This is a genomic window from Micromonospora sp. DT46, assembly GCF_049841735.1.
GTDB lineage: Bacteria > Actinomycetota > Actinomycetes > Mycobacteriales > Micromonosporaceae > Micromonospora > Micromonospora reichwaldensis.
The window spans coordinates 517344-539375 of the sequence record NZ_JBNCKW010000003.1 but is presented as its reverse complement, the minus strand read 5'-3'; the positions used below and the strand labels follow the sequence as shown (position 1 = coordinate 539375).

The 22032-nt window shown below is 70.0% G+C and carries 27 protein-coding genes; 15 read left to right on the top strand and 12 right to left on the bottom strand.

The genetic code is table 11. The annotated features are described in order from the left end of the window. Positions 1-70: 70 nt before the first annotated feature. Positions 71-1117 carry a hypothetical protein gene (locus tag ACLQ20_RS10320; RefSeq protein ID WP_425855159.1) on the top strand — a complete coding sequence of 349 codons (1047 nt, stop codon included), beginning with the start codon at positions 71-73 and terminating at the stop codon, positions 1115-1117. A gap of 183 nt (positions 1118-1300) precedes the next feature. On the opposite strand, the gene ACLQ20_RS10315 is transcribed toward ACLQ20_RS10320, so the two are convergent. After that, the gene (locus ACLQ20_RS10315) at positions 1301-1945 is read right to left on the bottom strand and encodes a response regulator (RefSeq protein WP_425855157.1); all 645 of its coding nucleotides are present in this window, start codon (positions 1943-1945) and stop codon (positions 1301-1303) included. Between the two features lie 41 nt (positions 1946-1986). Then, positions 1987-3093: a sensor histidine kinase gene (locus tag ACLQ20_RS10310; RefSeq protein WP_151454910.1), complete on the bottom strand. Its 1107-nt coding sequence runs from the start codon at positions 3091-3093 to the stop codon at positions 1987-1989. Positions 3094-3205: 112 nt separating this feature from the next. Between ACLQ20_RS10310 and ACLQ20_RS10305 the strand changes: the two genes are divergently transcribed. Then, positions 3206-3937, top strand: a complete 732-nt coding sequence (locus ACLQ20_RS10305; protein ID WP_425855155.1) for an ABC transporter ATP-binding protein — start codon at positions 3206-3208, stop codon at positions 3935-3937. Beyond that, positions 3934-4698 (top strand): ABC transporter permease, encoded by a 765-nt coding sequence (locus ACLQ20_RS10300; RefSeq protein WP_425855153.1) that lies wholly within the window; start codon positions 3934-3936, stop codon positions 4696-4698. Before ACLQ20_RS10305 ends, ACLQ20_RS10300 begins: the two co-directional genes overlap by 4 nt. Positions 4699-4751: 53 nt before the next feature. On the opposite strand, the gene ACLQ20_RS10295 is transcribed toward ACLQ20_RS10300, so the two are convergent. From ACLQ20_RS10295 to ACLQ20_RS10280, 4 genes are all read right to left on the bottom strand, one after another. Then, the gene (locus ACLQ20_RS10295; RefSeq protein ID WP_425855151.1) at positions 4752-6116 is read right to left on the bottom strand and encodes a PQQ-binding-like beta-propeller repeat protein; all 1365 of its coding nucleotides are present in this window, start codon (positions 6114-6116) and stop codon (positions 4752-4754) included. 130 nt (positions 6117-6246) lie between these two features. Continuing rightward, complete coding sequence (locus tag ACLQ20_RS10290; protein ID WP_311414102.1) at positions 6247-7656, bottom strand: ABC transporter substrate-binding protein; 1410 nt, start codon at positions 7654-7656, stop codon at positions 6247-6249. Between the two features lie 20 nt (positions 7657-7676). Continuing rightward, positions 7677-8507: a carbohydrate ABC transporter permease gene (locus tag ACLQ20_RS10285; protein ID WP_311414101.1), complete on the bottom strand. Its 831-nt coding sequence runs from the start codon at positions 8505-8507 to the stop codon at positions 7677-7679. Beyond that, complete coding sequence (locus tag ACLQ20_RS10280) at positions 8504-9469, bottom strand: carbohydrate ABC transporter permease (protein WP_425855149.1); 966 nt, start codon at positions 9467-9469, stop codon at positions 8504-8506. Before ACLQ20_RS10280 ends, ACLQ20_RS10285 begins: the two co-directional genes overlap by 4 nt. A 296-nt stretch (positions 9470-9765) precedes the next feature. On the opposite strand from ACLQ20_RS10280, the gene ACLQ20_RS10275 reads away from it, so the two are divergent. Genes ACLQ20_RS10275 through ACLQ20_RS10265 form a run of 3 tightly spaced genes read left to right on the top strand, consistent with a single transcriptional unit; the run spans position 9766 to position 11104 of the window. Next, on the top strand, positions 9766-9996 hold the full coding sequence (locus ACLQ20_RS10275; RefSeq protein ID WP_425855148.1) for a hypothetical protein: 231 nt from the start codon (positions 9766-9768) through the stop codon (positions 9994-9996). 12 nt (positions 9997-10008) lie between these two features. Further along, positions 10009-10419 carry a hypothetical protein gene (locus ACLQ20_RS10270; protein ID WP_425855146.1) on the top strand — a complete coding sequence of 137 codons (411 nt, stop codon included), beginning with the start codon at positions 10009-10011 and terminating at the stop codon, positions 10417-10419. Continuing rightward, complete coding sequence (locus ACLQ20_RS10265; protein ID WP_327028237.1) at positions 10349-11104, top strand: formylglycine-generating enzyme family protein; 756 nt, start codon at positions 10349-10351, stop codon at positions 11102-11104. The genes ACLQ20_RS10270 and ACLQ20_RS10265 overlap by 71 nt, the downstream gene beginning before the upstream one ends. A 170-nt stretch (positions 11105-11274) precedes the next feature. Here the strand turns inward: ACLQ20_RS10265 and ACLQ20_RS10260 are convergent, their stop codons facing one another. After that, entirely contained in the window at positions 11275-11604 is a 330-nt protein-coding gene (locus ACLQ20_RS10260; RefSeq protein ID WP_327028236.1) for a hypothetical protein, read from the bottom strand. 303 nt (positions 11605-11907) lie between these two features. Here ACLQ20_RS10260 and ACLQ20_RS10255 point away from each other — a divergent pair, with 303 nt between their 5' ends. From ACLQ20_RS10255 to ACLQ20_RS10240, 4 genes are read left to right on the top strand one after another with little or no spacing between them, the layout of a single operon-like run. After that, positions 11908-12309 (top strand): YbaB/EbfC family nucleoid-associated protein, encoded by a 402-nt coding sequence (locus ACLQ20_RS10255; protein WP_425855144.1) that lies wholly within the window; start codon positions 11908-11910, stop codon positions 12307-12309. Continuing rightward, positions 12296-12616, top strand: coding sequence for a type VII secretion target (locus ACLQ20_RS10250; RefSeq protein ID WP_425855142.1), 321 nt, complete (start codon positions 12296-12298; stop codon positions 12614-12616). Before ACLQ20_RS10255 ends, ACLQ20_RS10250 begins: the two co-directional genes overlap by 14 nt. Then, positions 12613-13809 (top strand): WXG100 family type VII secretion target, encoded by a 1197-nt coding sequence (locus tag ACLQ20_RS10245; RefSeq protein WP_425855140.1) that lies wholly within the window; start codon positions 12613-12615, stop codon positions 13807-13809. Before ACLQ20_RS10250 ends, ACLQ20_RS10245 begins: the two co-directional genes overlap by 4 nt. Next, positions 13809-14132 carry a hypothetical protein gene (locus ACLQ20_RS10240; RefSeq protein WP_151454901.1) on the top strand — a complete coding sequence of 108 codons (324 nt, stop codon included), beginning with the start codon at positions 13809-13811 and terminating at the stop codon, positions 14130-14132. The genes ACLQ20_RS10245 and ACLQ20_RS10240 overlap by 1 nt, the downstream gene beginning before the upstream one ends. A 43-nt stretch (positions 14133-14175) precedes the next feature. Here the strand turns inward: ACLQ20_RS10240 and ACLQ20_RS10235 are convergent, their stop codons facing one another. Together ACLQ20_RS10235 and ACLQ20_RS10230 are read right to left on the bottom strand one after the other, a co-directional pair. Further along, positions 14176-14427: a hypothetical protein gene (locus tag ACLQ20_RS10235; protein WP_151454900.1), complete on the bottom strand. Its 252-nt coding sequence runs from the start codon at positions 14425-14427 to the stop codon at positions 14176-14178. Next, positions 14424-14711 carry a DivIVA domain-containing protein gene (locus ACLQ20_RS10230; RefSeq protein WP_151454899.1) on the bottom strand — a complete coding sequence of 96 codons (288 nt, stop codon included), beginning with the start codon at positions 14709-14711 and terminating at the stop codon, positions 14424-14426. Before ACLQ20_RS10230 ends, ACLQ20_RS10235 begins: the two co-directional genes overlap by 4 nt. Positions 14712-14973: 262 nt before the next feature. Between ACLQ20_RS10230 and ACLQ20_RS10225 the strand changes: the two genes are divergently transcribed. The 5 genes from ACLQ20_RS10225 (at position 14974) to ACLQ20_RS10205 (ending at position 19616) form a co-directional block, all read left to right on the top strand. Further along, the gene (locus ACLQ20_RS10225; protein WP_151456626.1) at positions 14974-15861 is read left to right on the top strand and encodes a helix-turn-helix domain-containing protein; all 888 of its coding nucleotides are present in this window, start codon (positions 14974-14976) and stop codon (positions 15859-15861) included. After that, positions 15854-16066, top strand: coding sequence for a DUF397 domain-containing protein (locus tag ACLQ20_RS10220; protein ID WP_151456627.1), 213 nt, complete (start codon positions 15854-15856; stop codon positions 16064-16066). Before ACLQ20_RS10225 ends, ACLQ20_RS10220 begins: the two co-directional genes overlap by 8 nt. 259 nt (positions 16067-16325) lie before the next feature. Next, complete coding sequence (locus ACLQ20_RS10215) at positions 16326-17096, top strand: DUF4352 domain-containing protein (protein ID WP_358122436.1); 771 nt, start codon at positions 16326-16328, stop codon at positions 17094-17096. Between the two features lie 137 nt (positions 17097-17233). Then, positions 17234-17575 carry a nucleotide pyrophosphohydrolase gene (locus ACLQ20_RS10210; protein ID WP_151456629.1) on the top strand — a complete coding sequence of 114 codons (342 nt, stop codon included), beginning with the start codon at positions 17234-17236 and terminating at the stop codon, positions 17573-17575. A 394-nt stretch (positions 17576-17969) separates the two neighbouring features. Then, on the top strand, positions 17970-19616 hold the full coding sequence (locus tag ACLQ20_RS10205) for a DUF2075 domain-containing protein (RefSeq protein ID WP_225852415.1): 1647 nt from the start codon (positions 17970-17972) through the stop codon (positions 19614-19616). Positions 19617-19663: 47 nt separating this feature from the next. Here ACLQ20_RS10205 and ACLQ20_RS10200 read toward each other — a convergent pair whose 3' ends face one another. Genes ACLQ20_RS10200 through dmpG form a run of 3 tightly spaced genes read right to left on the bottom strand, consistent with a single transcriptional unit; the run spans position 19664 to position 21973 of the window. After that, positions 19664-20077, bottom strand: a complete 414-nt coding sequence (locus ACLQ20_RS10200; RefSeq protein ID WP_425855136.1) for a RidA family protein — start codon at positions 20075-20077, stop codon at positions 19664-19666. Further along, positions 20074-20847, bottom strand: a complete 774-nt coding sequence (locus ACLQ20_RS10195) for a 2-keto-4-pentenoate hydratase (RefSeq protein ID WP_425855135.1) — start codon at positions 20845-20847, stop codon at positions 20074-20076. The genes ACLQ20_RS10200 and ACLQ20_RS10195 overlap by 4 nt, the downstream gene beginning before the upstream one ends. 55 nt (positions 20848-20902) lie before the next feature. Then, a complete protein-coding gene (dmpG, locus tag ACLQ20_RS10190; RefSeq protein ID WP_425855133.1) occupies positions 20903-21973 on the bottom strand; it encodes a 4-hydroxy-2-oxovalerate aldolase in 1071 nt (356 codons plus the stop codon). Positions 21974-22032: the final 59 nt, after the last annotated feature.

Genomic DNA, 22032 nt, shown 5'->3' with positions numbered 1-22032 from the left:
AGCGGATATCGAGAAAATATGGCCGACGACGTCAGCCTCACCGCGATGGACCGATCTCGCGGTGAGGCTGATGATCTTCATGATCGATCTTGATGTCGTGGACCGCCTGCTCGGAGCACCGCCGGACCTGCCCACCTGGCGGGTCGCCGACATGGCCAACCGCAAGGGGATCCTCGCCACCTGGCTCTCCTCCGCGGTGGCCCGGGGCGTCGAGCTCAACGAGGCGGAGGGCGCGTACCTGCGCCGGTGGGAGCAGCGCGTCGAGACCCTCCACGCGACCGGCGCCGAGCTGGCCGGCCGGTACGGGGCGACGGTCCTCAAGGGCCCGTGCATCGCCCGGCACTATCCCCGTGGGCTACTGCGGCAGTCGGGAGACGTCGACCTCTTCGCCCCCAACCAGGACGTCCTGTGGTCCTGCGTACGGGATCTGGTCGACCGTTGGGGGGCCGTACCTCAGGCGGTCAGCATCCTGGAGGGGCTCGACGAGCCGCACGTCGGCGTGGCGATGAAGTGGCCCGCGACCGAGCCGCACCTCGACAAGCCGATGGGCGCCGACGTCACCACGTTCACCTTCGCCGGCGACCTTCGTGGCGTCCCGGTGCGCGTCGCGCCGGTGGAACAGGACGACCTGTGCGGGCTCTTCGCCGTGGCCGAGGAGCGGTTCCAGCGCAAGTTCCGGATCAAGGACCTGCTGGACCTGCTGGTCCTGGCCGAGACCCTGGAGCAGCGGCTGGGCGACGACCTGACCGAGGTGATCTGCGAACACGCAGTGCGCCTGGCACTCGCCCCCGAGCTGCGTCAGCTCGTCGTCCGTACGGATGAGTGGGTGAGCGTGTCCGAGCGCTGGCGGCACACCGCCGACGCGCTCCGGCCGCTGGCACGCCGGGAGAAGGACATGCGCCGCCCCGGCCGGCAGGGCGTACACCGGCTCAGTTTCGGATTTCCGCTCGACGAGCGGCCCGGCGCCGCTTCCCGCGTGGACGTCCACCGCAGGGCCGGCAGCAGCCTGGTGACGACGCCGGTCGGCACCTGCCTGCTGACAGAACGGCTGGTCGTGAACGAGGACGAGTTGACGGACGCCCTCGAACACGCCCGGTCTCTGACCACCACCAGTTGAGAGGAGGTGCACAGATGCGTCACATCATCCTGGGTTCGTTCCGCGTCAAGCCGCGGCCGTCCGCCGCCGCCAAGTAGCAGGTAGTTCCGGTGTGGTCCCCGGCCGGTGCAGGCCGGGGACCACAGCGTCGGGTCCCCCGCCGCGCGACGACCGGACGCACCGGCGGACGGGTCCCGGTCGGTCCTACCGCAGGACGCCCTCGTGCAGCGCCCGCAGCACCGCGTTGGTGCGGTCCCGGGCGCCGAGCTTGAGCAGGATGGCCGACACGTGGTTCTTGACCGTGCCCTCCGCGAGGAAGAGCAGGCCGGCGATCTCCCGGTTGGTGTAGCCCTCGGCGACCAGCCGCAGCACGTCCAGCTCCCGCTCGGTGAGGTCCTGCGACGGCGGAGCGCTCACCCCGACCGGGGACGGCGCCGAGCGGATGGCGCGCAGGAGCCGATCGGTGATCGACACGGCGATGAGCGTTCCCCCCGCGGCTAGGGTCTCGACCGCCCGGGTCAGCTGCTCCAGCGTGACGTCCTTGAGCAGGTAGCCCCGCGCTCCGGCGCGCAACGCGTCGAGGACGAGGGTGTCGTCGTCGAAGGTGGTGAGCACCAGCACCGGCACGTCCGCCCCGCGCTCGCGGAGCCGTCGGAGGACCCAGATGCCGTCCCGGCGCGGCATGCGCAGGTCGAGCAGGACGACGTCGGGCCGTGTCGCGTCGATCGCGGCCAGGGCCGCCTCGCCGTCGTCGGCCTCGCCGACCACCTCGATGCCCGCCATGTCGAGCAGGGTGCGGATGCCCTGCCGGACCAGCGTCTGGTCGTCGACCACGACCACCCTGGTCATGTCGTCTCGGCCGCGCGGGCCGGCCGGATCGAGCATGCCGGTCACCGGGCCGGCATCCGAGCGGTCACCCGGAAGCCCGCACTGCCGTCGTACGCGATCTCCCCGCCGAGTGCCGCGAACCGCTCCGCGAGGCCCCGCAGCCCGTTGCCGGGGACCACGCCCCGCGCGCCCTGCCCGTCGTCGACCGCCGTCAGTCGGATCGCCGCACCGTGGCGGACGATCGTGACTCGCAGCTCGCCCGCGCAGGCGTGCCGCAGAGTGTTGGTGATGATCTCCTGTACGGCCCGCACGAGCGCCGCGGTCTGTTCCTCGTTCGGCTCGACGTCCTCGCCCACCTCGACCGTCACGTCGAGCCCGGGGATGTCGCGGCCGACGTCGCGCAGCGCCTCGGCGAGGTCGGCGGCGGACCCGGCGCGCAGCGCGCTGACGGTGTCGCGCACGTCGGCGAGCACCTCCCGGGCCACCCGGCCGGCCCGTTCGACGTGCTCCCGCGCCGGGTCGCCCGCACGGTGCCGGGCCGCCTCCAGCTCCAGGGTGAGGACGGTGAGCTGGTGACCGAGCAGGTCGTGCAGCTCACGGGAGATGCGCAGGCGTTCCGCCGTGCGGGCGGACCCGGCCAACAGCAGGCTGGCCGCCCGCAGCTCCACGTGCGCCCGGGCCAGCTCCCGACGGTGCTGCTGCTCCCGGCGGACCGCGGTCACGCTGAACGTCGTGGCGATCTGGATCAGCCCGTAGAACACCCCGGACACGAGCGGCGCGACCGGGTCGTCGTGGACCCGGCCGACGGTCAGGGCGATCACGGCCGTGTTCAGCGCCACCACCAGCAGGTTGACCGGCAGCCGGAGGGTCTCCGGCCCGAGCGCGGCGATCACCACCAGCAGGATCGGCAGCATGCCGGCGCGGGGGGCCGTCGCGACCACGCCCCAGCCGGCGACCACTGCCGTGCCGTAGGCCGCCCACCTCGTCCGGGGTGCTCCCCATTCGGCCACGGCGCCGAGCGCCGCGCCCAGGGTGACGACGAAGAGCCCCACCCACACCGGCGCCGGGATGTCCGGCTCGACCAGGCCGAGCATCACCGGCGACCCGACGCCCACGCACACGACGAGCATCACCAGGCCGGACCACTCATCGAGCCCGAGCCGCCGCATGCGGCAACCCTAGCCGCCGCGGCCGGCGAGCCACGGGTGCCGAAAGTCATGGGCGGCGGGGCTGACCTCCGGCACAGGCGGCGGGCGGGTGGCGCCGACCAGCATGGAGAGCATGAGCCAACCCGCCATCGAGGTCGAGAACCTTTACAAACGGTACGGCGACGTCGTCGCCGTCGAAGACGTCAGCCTGACGGTGGCTCCCGGCGAGGTGCTGGGCGTCCTGGGCGTCAACGGGGCCGGCAAGACCACGATGATCGAGCTGATCGCCGGCCTGCGGGTCCCCGATCGGGGACGCGTCCGGGTGCTCGGGCGGGACCCGCGCCGGGACCGCGCCGCCGTACGTCAGGTGCTCGGCGTGCAGTTGCAGCAGGCCGAGCTGCACGCGGCCCTGACCGTCGGTGAGCTGCTCGGCCTCTACCGCAGCTTCTACCCCGATCCGCGCCCCGCCGACGAACTGCTCGACCTGGTCGAGCTGCGGGGGCAGGCCCGGACGCGGTTCGAGAAGCTCTCCGGCGGCCAGCAGCAGCGCCTCTCCATAGCCCTCGCCCTGGTCGGCCGACCGCGGGTGGTGATCCTCGACGAACTCACCACCGGGCTGGATCCCCGTGCCCGCCGGCGCATCTGGGCGGGTGTGGAGGGGCTGCGCGACGAGACCGTGCTGCTGGTCAGCCACGCCATGGACGAGGTCCAACGGCTCTGCGACCGGGTCGTGCTGCTCGACGCCGGCCGGATCGTCGCCCTGGACACCCCGGCCGGGCTGGCCGCCAGGGCCGGCACCGCGAACCTGGAGGAGGCGTTCGTCCGCCTCACCGGCAAGGAACTCGTCACGGAGGAGGACGCATGAACGAGGTGACCGTACGACGACCCGGGGCAGGCTCGTGGCTGACCCTGATCGGGTGCGAGGCGAAGATGGTCGTCCGGGACACGGCCGGGCTGGTCGTACCGATAGGGCTGCCGCTGTTGATCCTGGTCATGAACGCCGCTGCCGCCGGTGACCAGGAGGTTGCCGGCGGGCGCTCGGCGCTGGACCTCTTCGTCCTTCCGCTGGTCTTCACCATCGTCCTCGCCACGATCGGCATCGTGAACATGCCGAGTTTCCTGGCCTACTACCGCCGCAGCGGGGTGCTGCGCCGGCTCGCGGTCACTCCGGCGTCGCCGGCGATGGTGCTCGTCGCCCAACTGGTGGTGAGCCTGGCGCAGGTGCTGGTGGGGATCGGGCTGGCGTACGCCGTCGCCGTCGTCGGCTTCGGCGCACGTCCGCCGGCCCACGTCGGCATGGCGCTCGCCGTGGTCGGGCTCTCGGTGGCCGCCATGTACGGGCTGGGCCTGATCGTCGCCTCGGTGGCGCCCACCCCGAACTCGGCGGTCGCCATCGGCCTGATCGCCTTCTTCGCCCTCGGGGCCGTCGGCGGGTTGTTCGGCGGCACCGCCTCCCTGCCGGAACCGGTGGCCCGGGCCGCCTCGTGGCTGCCGTTCGGCGCCACCGTCGAGGCGCTCTCCAGCGCCTGGGCGGGGACCTCGGTCGACGCATCGAACCTGGCGGGTCTGGCGATCACCGCAGTCGTCGGTGCGACCGTCGCCGCGCTCCTGTTCCGCTGGAACTAGGGCGCGGCGGCGGTGAACGCGGCGGGCGGCCCGGGACCGGCCCGCCGCGCCGGTCAGAAGACGTACAGGTCCAGTGCGATCCCGTCCGAGCCTCCGGAGTGGCTCACCGCGACCCAGTCGTCCCCGGCGCCGGCGAGCCAACCGGGGTACCGGCCGAGCTGGCGACCGGTCGACACGTCGTAGACGAGCACGACCGGTCGTTGCTCCACCGCGCCGCTGACCGCCACGAGGCGTCCGGTCACGCTCGACCGCCAGCTCGCCGAGGTGCCGGACAGTCCCGGGTCCGGCGCGCTCCACCGCGTCGCGCCGGTGGCCATGTCGAGCAGGGCCAGCTCGCCCTCGTCGGCGGTGCGCCGCACCAGCACGGACCGGTCGTCCCCGTCGATCGGTACGCCGGGGGCGACACCCTCCCACTGCGCTTTACCGGTCCGCAGGTCGATCATCTGCGGCCGGCCGGCGTCCGTGACCGCGACGAGCCGGGTGCCGGCCCCGATCAGGGTCAGCCCGCTGCGGTCGTGCGCCAGTCGCTTGGCACACTCGCCGTCCTCGCGACGCCCGCTGAAGACCTCGCCGGACCAGCCTCCGGCGCCGGTGGCCGCGTCGACGGTGGCGATGCTGACAGTGCACCGCCGGTCGTCCCGGGGCGGGTCGTGGTCGGTGGTCACCAGCAGGTTGCCGGCCACGAAGCCGTGCCAGGCCCGGCTCGGCAGGCGTCCGGCGCCGGCCTTGCCGGTGGTGGGCGCGACGCTCGTGTAGGTACGCCCGTTCAGCCGCACCGACACGTACCGCTGGGTGGGCGCGGCATACGGCGCGCGGACGCCGAGCGCCTCGTCGCTGACCCGGGCGAACCGGTCGGCGGGCAGTTTCCACAGTTGGCGACCGTCGCGGACGTCCCGGGCGACGACGACGCACTTCGCGGATTGTCCGGTGCCGACGCACTCGCGGTCGTACACGACCTGCTGCTGGACGACGACGTCCTGGGTGTCCTCGGCCCGCCAACGGGTGGCGCCGGTGGCCGCGTCGAGCACCTCCAGCAACCCTCCGTTGCTGGCGCTGACCACGATCAGATCGCCGGCGACCGCGTACTGGTAGGCCATCGGGAACGGGTGACGCCAGCGGTCCTGCCCCGTGGAGCGGTCCACCGCCCGCAGTTCCCGCGCCTCCGGCACGACGACGACCTGGCCGAGCTGCGTCAACGGCTGGTCGAGCCGCCTGGCCGTCACCGACCAGGTGGGCTCCGGGCCCTCCCCCTCCGCTCCGGTCCCGCCGCCGCGCAGGCTCTCCTGGGTCACCGCGATCCCCGGCGCCGGCCGCTCGGGCGGCTCCGCCCGTGGCGCGGTGCAGGCGGCGAGCCCGACGAGCAGGCTCAGGGCCGCCCCTGCGACGCACGAACGGGGCGGGCGGTACGACGGTGACAACGGTCTCTCCCTCGATCGGTGGCAGAGCCCACCATAGGATCCGCCCGCACCCCACGACGTGGGGGCGGCAGCGGAGAAGGGCCAGTCCCGGCGGAACTGGCCCTTCTCGACGATCAGCGCGGTGCGGTGGTCAGCTGACCGACTTGTTGTAGCTGTCGATGGCGCCCTGCACGCTCGCCGCGGCGTCCTTCATGGCCTGCTCGGCCGGCTTGCTGCCGACGATGGCCGCCTCGAGGCCGTCCTCGGAGGCCTTGCGGGCCTGCGGCATCACGCCCAGCAGGCAGCCGGCCGACGCGACCGACGGCGGCAGCGCGTGGAGCTGGTCGACGGCGGTGCGGAACTGGGGGAACTTCGCCATCCAGTCCTTGTCGATCTGCTCGTCGAGCGCCTTGGCGTTGATCGGCACGTACCCGGTGCTGGTGTGCCACTTGGCCTGCTCGACCGGGCCGGAGGCGAACTTCACGAACTCCCAGGCGGCCCGCTTCTCCTTGTCGTCGTGGCCGACGCCGTTGATCCACAGCGACGCGCCACCGATGATCGGTCCGCCCGTGGAGGAGGCGCTCACCTTCGGGTACGGGGCGGTGAGCACGGTGAACTTGCCCTTCGCGGCGTCGACGTAGCCGCGCAGCACGCTGGTGGACTCCAGATGCATGGCGACCGTGCCCGACTTGAAGGCGGCCTGGGCGTCGTCGGTCTTGCGGCCGGTGTTCGTCGCGTAGCCGCCCTTCACCAGGTCCGTCCACCACTGCGCGACGCGCACGGCCGTCTCCTGGTCGAACTGCACCTTCGTGGCCAGGCCGCTGCGCCCGTTGCCCTTGTCGCAGTACTCCTTGCCGTCGGTGGCGAGCAGCTGCTCCACCAACCAGCCGTAGATGGCGGCGTTGAAGCCGTACTGGACGGTCTTGCCGCTGGCGTCCTTGACCGTGAGCTTCTTCGCCAGCTCGCCGATCTCGTCGAGGTTCTTCGGCGGCTTCGTCGGGTCGAGCTTGGCCCGCTCGAACGCCTCCTTGTTGAGGTACAGCAGGGGCGTCGAGGAGTTGAACGGCATCGACCAGAGCTTGCCGTCGACCGAGTAGTAGCTGGCGATGTTCGGCTCGATGTCGCCGGCGTTGAAGCCGTCCTTCTCGATGAACTTGTGCATCGGCACGACCTGCTTCGAGTCGACCATGAAGCGGCTGCCGATGTCGTAGATCTGCACCAGGGCCGGCGTGCTCTTCTGCTGCACCGACGCCTTGTACTTCGCGATCGTCTCGTCGTAGCTTCCCTGGAAGACCGCCTTGACCTCGACCTTGCCGCCGCTCTGGGCGTTGAAGTCGGCCACGAGCTGGTCGACGGCGGTGGCGTTGGCCCCCTTCATCGCGTGCCAGAACTCGATGGTGGTCTTGTCCGTGGCCTTCTCCAGCACCTCGGCGCCGGGCGCGTCGAGCGCGCCGCTGCCGCCGTCGGTGCCGGACCCGGAGTCGCCGCAGGCCGTGAGCGCGGCGGCGGCCACCACGGCGACGAACGCCGCCGCGGTCCGGCGGAGCCGAGGTCTTCTCATTGGTTCTCCTTCTCGATGGTTCAACGCAGCGCCCCGGCGGTCAGCCCGCGGACGATGTAGCGCTGGCCGAAGATCACGACGGCCAGCGTGGGGATCAGGGACAACGCGACGCCGGCGAGAACGAGACCCGGCTGCGCCGCCTCGGCGTCGTTGAGCTGGGAGATGCCGATCTGCAGCGTCTGGAACTCGGTGTCGCGGATCAGGATCAGCGGCCAGAAGTACTGGTTCCACGCCGAGAGGAAGACGTAGACCCCGACCGCCGCGATGGAGGGCTTGGACAGCGGCACGATCACCCGCCACAGCAGCCGCCAGTGGCCACACCCGTCGATCACCGCGGCGTCACGCAGCTCGGTCGGGAACTGCAGGAACGCCTGCCGCAGCAGGAAGGTGCCGAACGCCGAGGCGAGGAAGGGCAGCACCAGACCGAGGTACGTCAGCCCGCCGCGCGTCAGGCCCCAGTCGGAGATGGCCAGGTAGTTGGGGATGATGATCGCTTCCCACGGCACCATGAGGGTGGCGAGGAAGAGGCTGAACGTCGCCGCCTTCGCCGGCAGGCGCAGGAACGCGAAGGCGTACGCGGCGAAGATGCTGGTGACGACCTGCGCCACGGTGATGATCCCGGCCTGCACGGCGGAGTTCGCGTAGAAGCGGCCGAGCGGCACCGAGCGGAACACGTCGGTGATGTTCTGCCAGTGCAGCGCGCTCGGCACCAGCGCGGGCGGATAGGTCGCCAGGTCGCCGGGGCCCATCACGGCGCCGACGAAGCCGTAGTAGACCGGGAACAGCACGGGGATCGCCGCCAGGCCGAGCACGACGTAGACGGCGACCCGGCCGAGGTTGAGCTTTTTCATCGGTAGTGGACCCGCCGTTCGAGGACGCCGAATTGGACGGCCGTGCAGCCGAGCATGATGACCAGCAGCACGACGGCCTGCGCGCTGGCCGCGCCGAAGTCGGAGGAGCCGAAGGCGAACGCCTTCTCGTAGATCGAGTAGACCAACGTCGTCGTGGCCTGGTCCGGCCCGCCCTTGGTCAGGATGTGGATCTGCCCGAAGCTCTGCAGGGCGTGGATCGTGGACACCACGACGAGGAAGAACAACTGCGGGGAGAGCAGCGGCACGGTGATCCGCGTCGCCAGCCGCCACCCGGTCGCGCCGTCCAGCCGCGCCGCCTCGACCACCTCCGGCGAGATCGCCGAGACCCCGGCGGAGAGCACGAGGATGTTGTAGCCGAAGTTCATCCACACCGTAGCGGCGCAGACGGCGGGCAACGCGATCGACGGGTCGGTGAGCCAGTTGACCCGGTCGAAGCCGAGAGAGCCGAGCAGGCCGTTCGCCACCCCGATCGCCGGGTTGTAGATGACGGCGAAGATGACCGACGCGGTCGCCACCGAGAACGCGAACGGCAGCGCGAACGCGGTGCGCAGCGCCCGTACGCCCCGGATGCGCGCCTCCAGCAGCAGCACCACGAAGAGCGCGCCCAGCACGGCCGGCACCACCGAGAAGAGCGTGAACAGCGCCGTCGTGGCCAGCACCTTGCCGAACTCAGCGGACAGCATGTCCCGGTAGTGCGCCGCGCCGACGTACTCCGACGCGGCGCCGAAGATGTCGTTGCCGTGCACCGACAGGTACAGGGTCCGCCCGAGCGGCCAGAACACGAACAGTGCGAAGACCCCCACCGAGGGCAGCAGCATCAGCCACGCGAGACCGGACTCGCTGAAGCGTGCGCGCCGCACCTGTCGGGCGGTGGAGGGCGTGGATTCTGAGGTCAGGGAGCGGTCGCCCGGTGGCGCGCCGACGGTGGCAGGGGGAGGCACCGCAGCACCCTACCAACGACATTGAGGGATAGACATCATTCGGGCGGGATGTGCCGTCAGCGCGGGGGCAGGAGCCGCGAATATCTCGGCTCTTGACGCAAACGGGCAGCCCGGGCGTGGTCGAGCCCCTACGGTCGGTTGTCGACACCGCGTCCCGACACCACCGGCCCGAGGAGCCAGACCATGCAGACGATCGTGACCGGTGACCCGCAACGGTGCAGTGCCCGCTGTCCTCTGGACGCGCCACAGGCGGTCCGGCCCGGTCCCACCGGTGCCGAGACCCGCTCCTGCGGTACGTGACCGTGCCGGCAGGGCATTCCGACGATCACGGCGACCGCCGCCGGACCGAAGGCGGACGTGCAAACGGGGCGCGGAAACGGCGAGAGAAGGAGTCCCGTCTCGACGACCTCACCCACCGGCTCGACAAGCCGATGGGGATCCTCGGCGTGCTGTTCCTGCTGCTGGTGCTCGTACAGTCGTTCACCCACGACGAGGCGCTCAGCAGCGTCCTCACGGTCGCCAGTTAGATCCTGTGGGCCGTGTTCGTGGCAGAGTTCGTCCTGCGTGCCTGGCTGGCCCGGCACCGTGCCCGGCAGTTCTGGAAGCAGAACTGGTGGCAGGTGATCTTCCTCGCCGTGCCCTTCCTGCGGTTCGCCCGCGCGGCCATCGCGCTTCGGGCGGCCCGGGGCGCCGGCGTGGTCGCCGCCGCCGTCCGCGGCTCCCGCTCGGCGGGCCGACTGCTCACCGACCGGCTGGCCTGGCTCGCCGTCGTGACGGTGACGGTCATCGTGACCGCAGGGCAGTTGCTGACAGTGACCGGCGCCTACCGGAACCACGGGCAGGCCCTGCACGACGCCTCGGCTGCTAGCGTTCGGCGCCATGTGGACCGAGGAGATTGTGGCCGGGCGTCCGGCCTGGCGGCACACCGCGTCGGGCGTGGTGTTCCGTGAGGTGCCCGGCGGCACGTTCCGCATGGGTCTGTCCGACGCGGAACTGGAGGCCGTACGTGCCATCGAGCGCGACGGAGGAGTCGAGGACACGCTCGAGCCCTTCTTCGCCGCCGCCAAGGACGCCCAGCCCGTGCGTGAGGTGCGGGTCGAACCGTTCCTGATCGCCCGGCACCCGCTGACGGTCGCGCAGGTCCGGCACTGGCTGCCCGACTACGAGGACGACTACGCCGACGAGGACACCACGACGGCCCGGCTCGAGGACGACCTGGACGACCTGCTCGACGCCCTGCCGTTCCGGCTGCCCAGCGAGGCCGAGTGGGAGTACGCGGCCCGCGCCGGCACCACCACGCTGACGTTCCGCGGCGACGACAAGCCCGACGAGGACCAGATCCTCGACGACTTCAGCGACGAGGAGCGCACGGCCGGCGGGGAGAACGCCTTCGGTCTGGCGGCGATGGGCTCGGCTGGCGAGATCTGCGCCGACGTGTGGATCCCCGGCTTCGTGGACGCGCCGGCGGATGCCCGGCCACGCACCGGCGACGGGCCCCGCGTCGTACGCGGCGGCGCCGCCGACCTCCACCCGTGGCAGGGCTGCGACGAGTGGCTACTGCTGCTCTCTGCCACCCGGTACGAGCACTCCCAGTTCACCGCGGTCCGCCCGGCCGCACCGCTGCCGTCCCGGTAGGCCGCGTCCTGGCTGGCCGACGGATTCGCGAAGAAGCCCACAGCCGTACGCCCGTCGACCGTGGGCCGCGACGGCACCATCCTCGTCGTCCGCGCCGCCGAACGGCGGCGCTGAGCACGCCGCCGGCAACACCCCGAGATGTACGCGGAGCCCGCGCACGCAGCCAGCCGTCACTCCTCGGCGTCGGACGATTCCTCGTCGGGCGGCAGCACCGACACATCCGGGCGCAGCGGGGCGGGCGTGGGCAGGGCACCGAGGCCGACACGTTCCAACTCCTTGTGCAGGCTGCCGCGCAGTTCCTTCACCACGTCCTCCCGGGCCTGCCGATAGGCCAGCTGCGCAGCTGCACGCGCCGCGTGACCTGCATGCCGGTAGCCACCCCACCACTCCAACCGCCGATAGGTCCCGTTCTCATTCCTGATACGTACGACCCAGAAGGTCGAGCCGTGCTTGCGCACCGTCCAGTAGCTGCCGTCGGCGGTGTAGCTCCCGTATGCCATGCCCCCAACCTATCGATCGTCCACACTTCAGGCCTCAGCCGTCTGTCTACAGTGGATTGCTCGCTACGCTGACCAGGATTGCAATTCAGCCAATTCCCGAAAGGAAAGCAAGGCGGCGGTCACCGAAAGGGGCACGGCCGGATCCGCCATGAGTCGGAAGATGCCCCGCCATTGCAGGACCGTCGAGCACCACGGCAGATGCCGCAGCAGGACAACCTCAGCGGAACACCACGCAGCGCCACCGATTGGTAGCGTGACGGCGACACCGACCGGTCGGCGTCGATGCCCTGGGGAGGGTCAGGCATGTGGGCGGACGAAGCCGCGCTGGACGCGGCAACGCGCCGGCTCGACGACTGGGAAGCGTCCATCGCGGACCGGGCGGCCCGGGCCAAGGAGCTGGCTTCGCGGGTTCAGGCAATGCGAGGCACGGCGACCAGCCCCGATCGGACGATCGAGGTCACCGTCGACTCGTCGGGCCTGCTGGTCGACCTGCGGCTGGACGAACGCACCCGGCAGCACTCCGCGGCGCACACCGCCCGGCAGATCCTGGCGACCACCCGAGCCGCTCATGCCGATCTGCTGAGCAGGATCACCGAGGCGACCACGGGCATCCTCGGTGCCGAGGATCCGACAGCGGTGGCGCTTGTCGAGTCGTACCGCCGCCGGCTGGATCCCGACCAGGGCACACCGGATGCCCGGCGCTGACGGCATCCGGGTCGACCCCGACGACCTGACCCGCCACGCCGCGCGCCTCGACCGCCGCGCCGACAGCCTCGACACCGCCCGCCAGGCCGGCCAGCACGTCCGGTTGGGTGCCGAGGCGTACGGGCGGCTCTGCGCGATCATGCCGGCGCTGCTCGACGGCCTCCAGCAGACCCTGGTCCAGGGCATCGGCACCGCGGCCGGCTCGGTGCGCGACACGGCCGACAGACTGCGGACCGGCGCCGACCGCTACCGTGCCGCCGACACTCGGGCCGAGCGGTCGCTACAGCGGACACGGCACAAGGAGTGACCACCAACCCCCTCGTCGCCACGGCCGCCGAGACCCCACCCAGCGCCTGGGCCGGCATCTGGATCTGCGAAGACATCGAGCTGATCGCCCAGGGCGTCCGCAACGGCAGCTGGATCGACGGCACCCTCGGCGTCGTGAGCGCCGGCCTGGACGCCCTCGCCTTCGTCTCCGACCCGGTCGGCGCGCTGCTCCAGTACGGCATCGCCTGGCTGATCGAGCACGTCAAGCCGCTCAGCGAGGCACTGGACTGGCTCGCCGGCGACCCGGCGCAGATCACCGCCCACGCCCGGACCTGGCGCAACGTCGCCGCGTCGCTGCGCAAGGAAGCCGCCGACCTGGGCGCCGCCGTCCGCACCGACGTCGCGAGCTGGGGTGGCGGCGCCGGCCCCGCCTACCGGGCCTGGGCCGCCGAGCAGCAGCAGGCCATCGGCGGGCTGGCCCAGGGCGCCGACACCCTCGCCGCCATCACCGAAGGAGCCGCCGGCCTGGTCGCCGCCGTCCGGCTGCTGGTCCGCGACGCCATCGCCACCTGCGTCTCCCGACTCATCGTGTACGCCGGCGAACTGGTCGTCACCGGCGGGCTCGCCGCGCCGCTGGTGGTGGAGCAGGTGACGACGTTGGTGGCGTCCTGGGCGGCGCGGATCGCGCGGCTGCTGCGAGGGCTGCTGGCGAGCCTGCGACGGCTGATGCCGGAGATCCGGCGGCTCGGTGACCTGATCGAGAAGCTGAAGCAGGCGCTGGGGCGGCTTGCCAGCAGCCGACCAGGCAGATCCGGGGACGACACCTCGACTCCCGGGACGCCTCATGAGCCCCCCGCTCGACACGCCAGCGAGGAAGAACGCGTCCATGCGCTCGGCATGGACCCGGCGACCGGGAAGTTCAGGCCAGGCGAGGCCGAAACCGCGGTACGGCTGGAACAACTCCTCGGCGTTCAACTCAGTCGCGCCCCTGCGGATTCCTCGGCCGACTGGGTCGACGACGCGGGGCGAACATATGATGCCGTCGGTAACTTCCCCGGCCAGTTCTTCGACCGGCAGTGGCCGCAGCTTCAATATCAAATCGAACGACACCTGGACAAGGCTGACCTCGTGCCCGTTGACGTCTCGAAGTTCTCGGTCGAGCAGACAGCTAAGATCGAGCAGTTCATAGCGGACCGTGATCTCGGTCCACGGGTATTCATCGTGGGGAACTGATGGCCGGCCTGATCGTGCTGAAGCCCGGGGTCGACTGGACCGCCACCGGTGGTCTCTTCGACTGGACTCTGGAGTTCTTGGTCGAACGGCTCACCGACCGGGAAGCTGCCGACCACCTACAAGAAATCATCGACAACAACCTCGGGTCTCTCTGGATCGACCAGTTACCCAGAGAGGCTCAGCACGAGATCGTCCGCCACTGGCGAAGCGGGCTCATCAAGGCCGGCGAGCAGCAACTTCCGGAGACGGACCACAAGGCCTCGGTCATCCGACACCTCCAAGAGCTCGTGGACGCGACCTACTCCGCTGGCTATCCCGAGTAGCGAACCTGCTCGACTTAAAATCACCCGGCGTTGGGTCGAATGCTCACCGGGGCAGGCGGCGGGAGCAGGCACCGTCGTGGTCGGCACGGAGCAGGCAGCGCCGGCCGCCGGGCATGCGTAGGTCACAGAAGACCCGGTGGCGTACGTGCTGGTTGTCCTCTTCCGAAACGGTGCTCTCCCCCGGATCGGTCTGCGGCAGCACCAGCAGCCAACGGCTGATCACCCGGGCCAGCCGCTGCGCGGCCGGCAGGTCGGCGGCGGCGACGGGCAGGTGAATGACGTACCGCTGGGTCATGCGTCGTGTCCCCGGTCGGCGCGGGCGCGGGCCTGCTCGGACCGCCAGCGGCGCAGCGCGTCCTTGAGGACGGCGGCCTCCCGGCGGCTGGCGGCCAGGGCGGCGTAGACGTTGGCCATGTCGCCGGCGACGCGGTCGAGGAAGTCGTAGACATCAGCCGGTTCCAGGCCGCGGCGTCCGAGCCCGACCGGCTTGAAGCGGCGCTCGCGCACCTGCCACGGCAGCAAACTGGTGTACGCCGAGGAGCGGTAGGTCGCTCCCGGTCGCTGGTTGCGGACGCTCATCTGCTGCCTGCCTCTCCCTCGTGGACTGGAAGGGGTGGCCCGTCCGCCCTCCCCGCACGCACGGGCCACCCCGCCCTGCCGCCGCAGCTTCGATCAGCGGTACGACGTCAGGACCTGTGGTCATCCTGTGACGGTGCGCAGCATCGAGGCAACGTTCCACACCAGAATTCTTTCCAGAAGTATTGACTTTCTTTGCTGCCACCGATAGCTGTTACATGGAAGGGCGACGCAGCGTTGCGCGACGGAACCAGGGAGTGACCGGGTGACCGAAGATGTCGGATCGACCGTGCCGCGCCGGCAACTCGGCCGGCTGCTACGCCAGTACCGCACCGAGGCGGGCGTGACCCTCGACGCCGCCGCCGAGGCCCTCGAATACAGCCGGCAGAAGATCTGGCGGATCGAATGCGGCATGGGCCCGGTCCGGGTGCTCGACGTTAAGGCGATGTGCGAGCTGTACGGGGTGTCCGCCGAGATGACCGAGGCGATGCGCGGGCTCGCCACCGAGACGAAGTCCAAGGGCTGGTGGCATGCGTACGGGGACGCGGTCCCAAGCTGGTTCGAGCTGTACGTCGGCCTGGAATCCGCCGCCGCGCGGCTCCGGGGATATGACGAGTCACTGATTCCCGGCATTCTGCAGACCAGGGACTATGCCCAGGCGCTCTTCCGTCTTGGGCGAATCCTCAGCGACGAAGAACGCGAGCGGGCTGTCGAAGTACGGTTACAACGGCAGGCGCTTCTCACTCGACGGCTTCCTGCAGCTCCCCGGCTTGAGTCGGTGCTTTCGGAGCCAGTGCTCCGGCGCACCGTCGGCGGGTCGGCTGTCATGACCGCTCAACTCGACCACCTGCTCAGACTCTCCGAACTGCCGAACGTGTCCGTGCGGGTACTGCCGCTGGCGGCGGGCCCACAGCCCGGGGCGGTCGCTGGCACTTTTATGATCCTCGACTTCCCGCCCGCCAAAGGCGGTCGTGCGGCACCGGAACCCTCCGTCGTCTACAGCGAATCGTTGACCGGAGCGCTGTACCTCGACAAGCCCGACGAGCTTTCGGCGTACGAGCGTGTATGGAGAGGGCTGGATGCGCTCGCTCTCGGCGAGACAGACTCAATGGACATGATCAAAACAATCATCGGGGAGATGCGGCATGACTGACCTGACCGGCGCCGTCTGGCACAAGAGCACCCGAAGCGGAGACAACGGCGGCGCCTGCGTCGAGGTGGCGACCAACCTCCGCCACCTCGTCGCCGTGCGCGACTCCAAGGACGAGCGCGGTGCTGTCCTGACGTTCGCACCGGCCGCCTGGGCGAGGTTCGTGACGGTGACGCGCATCGGCTTCGACAAGGAGCAACGAGACTGATCTGACGGAGGGCAACGCCTCCTCACTTTGGCGGCAGCCCGATGCATTCGTCGCGGCGGCCTTCCCCGATCAGAGGGTCGCTACCTCTATTCGGTAGCCGCCCGCCCACCCTGATCGGTCGCCAGTGGGCCAGTCAGCCACTTTGGACCCACGGCGTTGTCGTCGACCCGACAGTGATCGAATTCGTCACGGCTACCTCAGTACCGTTCACAGGACTCGCGCGGTGGGTGCCGCGCGGACTACCTGTGGGGACAGAAGCATGACCGATCCTGGCCACCCGAGCCAGAACCAGCCGTATGCAGGCCAGCCCGACAACGGGCCCCCGCCCTACGGCCCGCCGCCGACTGCGGCGTATCCGGCCGCGCCGGCTCGACGGAAGCGGCCGTCCTGGCTGATTCCCACGCTCATCGGCCTCGGCGCCATGGTTGCGCTGTGCTGCGGCGTCGGCATGGTCGGAGCGATCCTCGGCGACTCCGAGCCGGCAAGCGTGTCGTCGAGCGCGGAGCCGACCGCCGCAGCGGCTGACGCCTCCCCGGCCAAGTCGGCGCCCGCACCGTCGGCCGCCGCGACCCCGCCGGCCGCGGCTCCGGCGAAGCCGAGCCCGGCGAAGCCGACCGGCCCGAAGGTGTACCGCGTTGGTGACAAGGTTCGCGGCGGCGACTTCGAGTTCACCGTCAACAGCGTCAAGTGCGGCATCTCGCAGGTGGGCGACTCCTTCCTCAACCGTAAGGCCCAGGGCACGTACTGTCGCGTGAGCATTTCCGTCAAGAACGTCACCAAGTCGGCTCACCTCTTCCACGCCGACGGCACGGTGACCGTTCAAGATGCCGCTGGCCGCGAGTACGACGCCGACGGCACAGCCGGGATGTACGGCAACGACGATGCCCGCGGTTTTCTCGACGAGATCAACCCTGGCAACTCCGTACGCGCCAACGTCTTCTTCGACGTGCCCAAGGGCACGAAGTTGAAGACCATCACCTTCGATGCGGGACTCTTCACACTCGCCGAGGACGCGGTAGTCAGCCTGTGACAGATCGGTCAGGTCCCGTGGTTTACGGACCTGACCGTTCTGCGTTCGTCGTCGCCGCCGACCTGATCGACTTTCCCATGGGCTGCCCGGCGCCACGACGCATGACGAGTCACGCCTGGCATGGAAGGATCACGCGAATGGATCTCCTGACGGCACGCTTACGCGCGTTCGCGGACGAGCGCGATTGGCAACAGTTCCACACGCCCAAGAACCTGGCCATGGCGCTTGCCGGCGAGGTGGGTGAACTGCTCGCCGAGTTCCAGTGGCTGACGCCCGAGCAGGCCGCTGAGGTCATGTCCGAACCGGAGGCCGGTGCCCGGGTCAAGGCCGAGATCGGCGACGTCATGGTCTATCTGACACGACTGGCCGACGTGCTCGATATCGACCTCGTCGAAGCTGCCATGACCAAGCTCGACGAGGTGGCTGTCCGCTATCCGGTGGAGCGGGCGAAGGGCTCGGTCGCGAAGCCTCAGTCCTGATTGTGGCGATGAGTTGATCTCTTCGCTACAGTCCCCTCATACAGGCGCGTAACGACGGGCTTCCGGCTGTGGCCAGACACGCCCCCCATGCGCACGATCATTTCGTGCTGCCCGGGGGCAAGTGTTGTCAGCGTTCCGTACCTCCGCCGATGGTCTGCTCCGACTGGCCACCAACGGCACTTTGGCCGACCGGATCGCCGAGAGCCTCCGTCACCACGTGAGCCCGAGTGAACGGCGCTCCTGGTCGCGCAGCCTCCTGGTGCTCGGTCAGGATCTCGCCGACGCGGGGTTGGGGCAGGTCGAGGTCCTGGTCGAGTACCAGCTTCCGCTGACGAGCAAGCGTGTGGACGTCGTACTCGCCGGCGTCGATCCGGGGACCGCCGAGGACTCCTACGTGGTGGTGGAGCTGAAGCAGTGGTCCCAGGCCGAGTCCTACGAGGGCTCGGACCGACTCGTCCTGGTCGAGCACGCCCGAGGCCCGCGCCTACACCCGGGCGTGCAGGTCGGCGACTACTGCGAGTACCTCACGGACTTTCTCGGTGTCCTCGCCGACCGGCGCAATCCTGTGCGGGGTGCCGCGTACCTGCACAACGCCGTCGACCGCGACGTCAACGATCTGTTCGCGCGCCGTCCCACAGAGCAGAGCCGGATCTTCACCAAACAACGTCGCGGCCAGTTCCTCGACTACCTCCGCATGCACCTCGCACCCGCTCCGGGCGCGGCCGCAGCGGACCGTTTCCTCACCAGCTCCGTCCGACCCAGCAGGCACCTTCTGTCGTACGCGGCCCAGGAGCTGAAGGAACGGTCGCACTTCACGTTGTTGGACCGCCAGCGCTTGGCGTACGAGTTGGTCCTGCACGCGGTGGAGCGGGCCCGGTCGGCGGAGCGCAAGTCGGTCGTGGTCGTCGCCGGGGGGCCGGGCAGCGGCAAGAGCGTGATCGCCCTGTCGGTGCTCGGCGAACTGGCCCGACAGAACCGATCAGTCATGCACGCCACCGGCTCACGGTCGTTCACCCAGACGCTGCGCCGGTACGCCGGCAAGGGATCAACCCGAATCAAGAATCTGTTCGCCTACTTCAACAGCTTCATGACAGCGGAACGCAATGGGTTCGACGTGCTGATCTGCGACGAGGCGCACCGGATCCGGGAGACGTCGGTCAACAGGTTCACGCCCAAGGCAAAGCGCGACAAGGCCCGTCCGCAGGTCGACGAACTGATCGCCGCCGCACGGGTGCCGGTGTTCCTGCTCGATGAGCACCAGGTCGTGAAGCCAGGAGAACTCGGCAGCGTCGACGTCATCTCCCGATATGCCGAGCAACTTGGCTTGGAGGTCGAGGTGGTCTCGCTTCACGACCAGTTCCGCTGCGGCGGCAGCGAGGCGTACGAGAAGTGGGTGCTTGACCTCCTGGGCCTCGAGGGTGGCGAGCCGACGGTCTGGACCGGCGACGGCCGCTTCGACCTTCGGCTCGCTGACTCGCCGGAGGAGTTGGAGGCGTTCCTCGCCGGGAAACAGGCCGCCGGGGAAACGGCACGAATGTCGGCGGGATACTGCTGGCCGTGGAGCGATCCGCGACCGGATGACACCCTCGTTCCTGATGTGCAGGTGGGAAGTTGGGCCCGGCCGTGGAACGTCAAGAGCGACCGCAGCGTCGGCGAGGCGCCGGGCAGCGCGTTCTGGGCCACCGACCCCCATGGATTCGGCCAGGTGGGCTGCGTCTACACCGCCCAGGGCTTCGAGTACGAGTGGTCGGGCGTCATCATCGGCCCGGATTTGGTCGCCCGCGACGGAAAGTTGGTCACCCGACGCTCCGAGTCGAAGGACCCGGCGTTCCGCAGCCGCAAGACGCTCAGTGATGTCGAGGCGGACCGGCTGATCCGCAACACCTACAAGGTGCTGATGACCCGGGGCATGCGTGGCACGCTGCTCTATTCGACCGACCCGGAGACGCGGGAGTGGCTGACTTCGTTGGTCCGCGTGAAACGGGGTTTGGAGACGGTCTACGAAGCCACGTCGTCCGCCGGAGGCTTCGGATCGCACTGAAGCGCTGCTCGCGGCGGTCGCACGTGAGGCCCCTTGTCCACCCTCCGTCAGGGCAGTACGGCCACGGCCTGAATCTCGATGAGCAGGTGCGGGTGGGGTAACTGGTGGACGGCGACGGTGGTGCGGGTGGGGCCGGTGGCGTCGAAGTACTCGGCCCAGACCTGGTTGTAGCCGCCGAAGTCGTTCATGTTGACGAGGTAGGTGGTGACCTGCACGAGGTCGCTCAGGTCGGCGCCGACCGTCTTCAGCAGATCTTGGATGTTGTCGATGACGGCGCGGGTCTGCGCGCGGATGTCCAGGTTCGTGGTGCCCAGCTCGTCAACCTCGACGCCGGCGAAGGTGTTGTCGGGGCGGCGGCTGGAGGTGCCGGAGACGAACACGAACCCGCCGGCGACCTTGACGTGCGGAAACGCGCCTCGGGGTACGGCCTTGCCGGCCACGACATGCGCCTGCCCGTTCATGCTGCTGCTCTCAGGGAGGTGGTGCCGAGGTGTTCGACGACGGCGCGGACGTGGGCGCCGGGTTTCAGGGGCACGGCGGCGGTGGCGGCGCCGGCGAGGAACACCCAGCCCTCGCGCAGCCGTACGCCGTGGCGTCCGGCGAGGCGGATGCCTTCGTCGAGGGCGCGGCGGGGGTCGCCGAGGATCGCGGCGGTCGAGCCGACCTGCGCGACGCGTCCGTCGATCTCCAGCAGCACCCCGAGGTTGTCGAGGCCGTCGGGGACCGGGGACCAGGCGCCGATGGTGAAGGCGGCGGCGGAGGTGTTGTCGGCGACCACGTCCGGCAGGGAGAACGTGAAGTTGGCGTACCGCGAGTCGATGACCTCGATGGCGGGGGCGACCGCGCGTACGGCGTCGGTGAAGTCCCCGACCGGCTCGCCCGGCTCGGGCAGACGGTCGAGCAGGAACGCCACTTCGGGTTCGACGCGGGGGTGGATGAACCTGGTGGGGTCGAGGGTGCCGCCGTCGGGAATGCGCATGGTGTCGGTGAGGCGGCCCCAGATGACCTCGTCCACGCCGACCTGCGCCATCTTCGCCTTGCTGGTCAGGCCCATCTTCAACCCGATCAGACGCTCGCCCCGGTCGAGGCGACGCTGGATCAACGCGGTCTGCACCCCGTACGCCGCATCCACGTCCAAGCCCGTCTCCGCAGCCAACTGGGCGATGGCGGTGGCGGTGTCGGCCGCCTCGCCGAGGCGCTCGGCGATACCCGCGGTGTCCGGCCCGATCATGGCAGCTCCCTCGTTCGCGACTGCGCGGCTCGCACGCCCGGCTCAATCCTCGCGCTCACTGTGCCGCACCCGTCTGCGCGCGACCGTCGGCGAGGTCCAGTGCCACGTCCACGATCATGTCTTCCTGCCCGCCGACCATGCGGCGGCGGCCCAACTCGACCAGGATCGAGCGCACGTCCACCCCGTACTTGTCCGACGCCCGCTCCGCGTGCCGCAGAAAACTCGAATACACCCCCGCATAGCCCAGCGACAGGGTTTCCCGGTCGACCTGCACGGGCCGGTCCTGCAACGGGCGCACGATGTCGTCGGCGGCGTCCATCAGGGCGAACACGTCGCAGCCGTGCTCCCACCCGTGCAACTCGGCGACGGCCACGAACACCTCCAACGGCGCGTTACCCGCCCCCGCGCCCTGCCCGGCCAGCGACGCGTCGACCCGCACCGTCCGACCGTGGGCCGAACCGAGCGGCCCGTCGCCGAGAATGCGGCCGTGTTCCACGGCGACGACGCTGTTGGCGACGCCGAGGGACAGGTTGTGGTGGGCGTGGATACCGATCTGCGTATCCGGTGCCAACACCTGCCGATACGCGTCCACCCGCTCGGCGACGTCGGACATGAGGAGTCGGCCGCCGGAGTCGGTGACGTAGACGCAGTGCGCCCCGTACGACTCCATCAACTTCGCCTGCCCCGCCAGACCGGCCGCATCGTTCATGTGCGACATCATCAGGAACCCGGACACGTCCATGCCGTTCTCCCGCGCCCACGCAATGTGCTGCGCCGAAATGTCGGCCTCCGTGCAGTGCGTGGCGATGCGGACACTGGTCACCCCGAGCGCCTTCGCCGCCTTCAAATCGGCGATGGTGCCGATCCCCGGCAGCAGCAACGTCGTCAGCTTCGCGTTCGTCATCACCTCCGCCGCCGCCGAAATCCAGTCGGCGTCACTGGCCGCACCATGGCCATAGTTGACACTCGACCCGGCCAGCCCGTCACCGTGAGCGACCTCGATCGCGGCCACCCCGGCAGCGTCCAACGCCGCCGCGATCGTGCGGACCTGCTCCACCGTGTACCGATGGGCCACGGCGTGCATGCCGTCGCGCAACGTCACGTCCTGGATGTACAGATCAGTCACCGGGTCACCTCCACGACGTTCCGACCCACGCCATCGCCACCAGCGCCGTCATGGCCCGC